The sequence below is a fragment of the Pseudomonas sp. genome, from assembly GCF_050739995.1.
In the GTDB taxonomy this organism is placed as follows: Bacteria; Pseudomonadota; Gammaproteobacteria; order Pseudomonadales; family Pseudomonadaceae; genus Aquipseudomonas.
Genome location: NZ_JBOICG010000523.1, coordinates 1 through 3,361 on the forward strand (window position 1 = coordinate 1; position 3,361 = coordinate 3,361).

Annotated in this window: 4 protein-coding genes; 3 read left to right on the top strand and 1 reads right to left on the bottom strand. The window is 61.6% G+C overall.

Annotated elements, in window-relative coordinates:
- Positions 1-673, bottom strand: a 673-nt coding sequence (locus ACRESD_RS17100; RefSeq protein WP_431751999.1) for a helix-turn-helix transcriptional regulator, incomplete at its 3' end; no start/stop codon positions are given.
- 195 nt (positions 674-868) lie between these two features.
- On the opposite strand from ACRESD_RS17100, the gene ACRESD_RS17105 reads away from it, so the two are divergent.
- From ACRESD_RS17105 to ACRESD_RS17115, 3 genes are read left to right on the top strand one after another with little or no spacing between them, the layout of a single operon-like run.
- Complete coding sequence (locus ACRESD_RS17105) at positions 869-2,200, top strand: flavin-containing monooxygenase (RefSeq protein ID WP_431752000.1); 1,332 nt, start codon at positions 869-871, stop codon at positions 2,198-2,200.
- Between the two features lie 25 nt (positions 2,201-2,225).
- Positions 2,226-2,636 carry a RidA family protein gene (locus tag ACRESD_RS17110; protein ID WP_033896673.1) on the top strand — a complete coding sequence of 137 codons (411 nt, stop codon included), beginning with the start codon at positions 2,226-2,228 and terminating at the stop codon, positions 2,634-2,636.
- Between the two features lie 10 nt (positions 2,637-2,646).
- On the top strand, positions 2,647-3,324 hold the full coding sequence (locus tag ACRESD_RS17115; RefSeq protein WP_431752001.1) for a DUF1028 domain-containing protein: 678 nt from the start codon (positions 2,647-2,649) through the stop codon (positions 3,322-3,324).
- Positions 3,325-3,361 lie beyond the last annotated feature (37 nt).

Below are 3,361 nucleotides of genomic sequence, written 5' to 3' on the forward strand. Positions count from 1 at the left end.
TGTGCTTGCGGTGGGACTTGATGGTGTCTTCAGAGACATCCAGGCGCTCGGCCAACGAGCGGGTGGAGTGCCCACGCAGGATCAATTGGGCGATGCGGCATTCTCGCTCGGTCAAAATCGACGAACCAAAGTTGTTGAGTGCCGAGTGAATGCGCTGCTCCAGCACGTTTTCGAAGCGCGCACCGTGGCCATCCAAACCGACAAAATGCTTGTCCAGCGCCGCCAGCACCCACGGCGCGATGCGCTTGAATTGCTCGGTGATCGTGGTATCGAGCTTCTGCGTAAACGCCAGCGACACGGCCAGGCTTGACCCGTTGCCCGACTGCAGGATGTAGTTCAGCTCATCTTCCAGGTGTGAGTGGCGGTAAAACGACTGGAAGTATTCGCTGAGCTCGAAGTGATCGGGCGCGACGTCCGCCAGGTCGTAACAACCTGAACTGACGCCTTCGACGCTGGCCCCGTAAAACGGATCGAGCACATAAAAGCCGGACAGGTATTGGCGCACATTGCCTTGTGGCAACCACGGTCCCTCCACCTCGAACAACGCGCTGGGCATGCCGCCACGGGGATAGAAATACAACGTGGTGGCCTGGATCGGCTGGATGTAACCGAGAGCCTCGAACAAGGTGGCGGCGAACCCCGATTGCCCGATGCTCATTGTCACCCTGGCCATCTGGTCGAACCATTGCGCAGAAGAAAGCCGGTCGTTTTCCACTTCAAAGACTCGCTCAAAGAACTGCAAGGATGGTCACACAGCTATCCCGTCACCGGAATCACCCGATAGGGTGAGGTTGCATCCGATATTTATGCTCACTTCCCAGCTTAATAATATTTTATTAAAAACCGCCCTCCCCCTAGCCTTGAAGTCATGCCCAAGCTGAATCCAACTGCATTACGCAAGGACAGACACATGACTGAAGCAATAACAAAAATAGACACGCTGGTAGTGGGAGCGGGTCAAGCTGGGGTCGCCATGAGCGAGCACCTGAGCAAGCAAGGCGTGCCGCATCTGGTGCTGGAGCGCAGCCGTATCGCCGAGCGCTGGCGCACTGGGCGTTGGGACTCGTTGGTCGCCAACGGTCCGGCCTGGCATGACCGTTTTCCTGGGCTGGAATTTGATGACGTCGCCGCCGACGGTTTCGCGCCTAAAGAACGCGTTGCCGCCTACTTCGAAGCCTATGCACGCAAGTTCAATGCACCGATACGCACTGGCGTCGATGTGCTCTCTGTGGTGCGCAATGTGGGCCGCCCCGGCTTCACCGTGCACACCAGCGAAGGGGTGATCGAAGCCAACCGTGTGGTCGCAGCCACCGGGCCGTTCCAGAAGCCGGTGATTCCGGCCATTGCCCCTAAAGACAGCGCCCTGCACCAGATCCACTCCGCCGACTACCGCAACCCCGCGCAACTGCCGGCAGGCGCTGTGCTGGTGGTGGGTGCCGGTTCGTCCGGCGTACAGATCGCCGATGAATTGCAACGCGCCGGGCGCCAGGTGTACCTGTCGGTCGGCGCCCACGACCGCCCGCCCCGCGCCTATCGCAACCGCGATTTCTGCTGGTGGCTGGGGGTACTGGGCGAGTGGGATCAAGCGGCGATGAAGCCCGGTCGTGAGCACGTGACCATTGCCGTGAGTGGCGCCCACGGCGGCAAGACCATCGACTTCCGCGAGCTCGCCCAGCAAGGCATGACCCTGGTTGGCTTGACCCAGTCCTTCAACGGCAGCACCGCAAGCTTCCAAGCCAACCTGGTGGACAACCTGGCACGCGGTGACGAGAACTACCTGGCCCTGCTGGATGCGGCCGACGCCTACATCGAACGCAACGGCCTCGACCTGCCCGTGGAGCCCGAAGCGCGCCGTGTGTTCCCCGACGCCGAGTGCATCAAGCAGCCGATCCTGGAACTGGACCTGGCCAAGGCCGGCATCACCTCGATCATCTGGGCCACCGGGTTTGCCGTGGATTACAGCTGGTTGAAAGTCGACGCCTTCGACGCCGCCGGCAAGCCGCAGCACCAGCGCGGTGTGGCCAGCGAATCGGGTATCTATTTCCTCGGCTTGCCGTGGCAATCGCGCCGGGGCTCGTCGTTTATCTGGGGGGTGTGGCACGACGCCAAATACGTGGCCGACCACATCGCGATCCAACGCCAATACCTTGAATACCGCGAAGCCGCCCCGGTGGCTCGCCAGTCCCCTGTCAGCGCCTGATCACTTTTTTGCCGGAGTCTTTTTGATGCCTACTCACACTCGCATCCGTATGTTCAACACCAAGGAAACCTACCCCAACCAGAGCCTGGACAACGACCTGTGCCAGGCCGTACGTGCCGGCAACACCGTGTATGTACGCGGCCAGGTGGGCACTGATTTCGAGGGCAACCTGATCGGCCTCGGCGACCCGCGTGCCCAGACAGAGCAGGCCATGAAAAACGTCAAGCAACTGCTGGAAGAAGCGGGTAGCGACCTCAGTCATATCGTCAAGACCACCACTTACCTGATCGACCCACGCTACCGCGAGCCGGTGTATCAGGAAGTCGGCAAGTGGCTCAAGGGTGTGTTCCCGATTTCCACCGGGCTGGTGGTCTCGGCATTGGGCCAGCCGCAATGGCTGATGGAAATTGATGTGATCGCCGTCATTCCCGAGTAAGGAGCTGCACATGACCTTTTCAATCGTCGCCCGTTGCGCCGAAACCGGCCAACTGGGTATCGCCATCAGCTCATCGAGCATCGCCGTGGGCGCCCGTTGCCCGTGGCTGCGGCCCGGTGTAGGAGCGGTGTCGACCCAGAACATCACCCTGCCGGCCCTCGGCCCGGACGTACTCGACCTGCTGGAACAAGGCCTGGCGCCTGCCGAGGCGGTCGACAAGGCCCTAACGAGCAACGGCTACAGCCAGTACCGGCAACTGACGGCGATTGATCACCTGGGGCGCTGCGTGCACTTCAGCGGCAGCGAAACCTTGGGCACCCACAACGCAGTGTCGGGCGAACAGTGCGTGGCGGCGGGCAATATGCTTGCCGACCGCCGCGTGATCGAGGCAATGGTCAAAGCGTTTGAGCACGGCGAAGGCCAACTGGCAGACCGCCTTCTGGCCGCGATGCACGCCGCCATCGCCGCAGGTGGCGAAGCCGGCCCGGTGCATTCCGCCGCGTTGGTGGTGGTAGGTGAACTGACCTGGCCCATCATCAACCTGCGGGTGGATTGGGCCGATGAAAACCCTATCGGTGAATTACAAAAACTCTGGGACGCCTACCGGCCGCAAGTGCAGGACTACATCGATCGAGCCCTCGCTCCCGACCGCTCCCCTGGCTACGGCGTGGCTGGAGACGACCGATGAACAGCAGCCGCGCCTTGCTGCAGACGCTGGTGGGGTT

What these genes read in the sequence shown, in the direction of transcription:
- ACRESD_RS17105 (WP_431752000.1), top strand. Translation starts at nt 869, where the DNA reads ATGCCCAAGCTGAATCCAACTGCATTACGCAAGGACAGACACATGACT.
- ACRESD_RS17110 (WP_033896673.1), top strand. Translation starts at nt 2,226, where the DNA reads ATGCCTACTCACACTCGCATCCGTATGTTCAACACCAAGGAAACCTAC.
- ACRESD_RS17115 (WP_431752001.1), top strand. Translation starts at nt 2,647, where the DNA reads ATGACCTTTTCAATCGTCGCCCGTTGCGCCGAAACCGGCCAACTGGGT.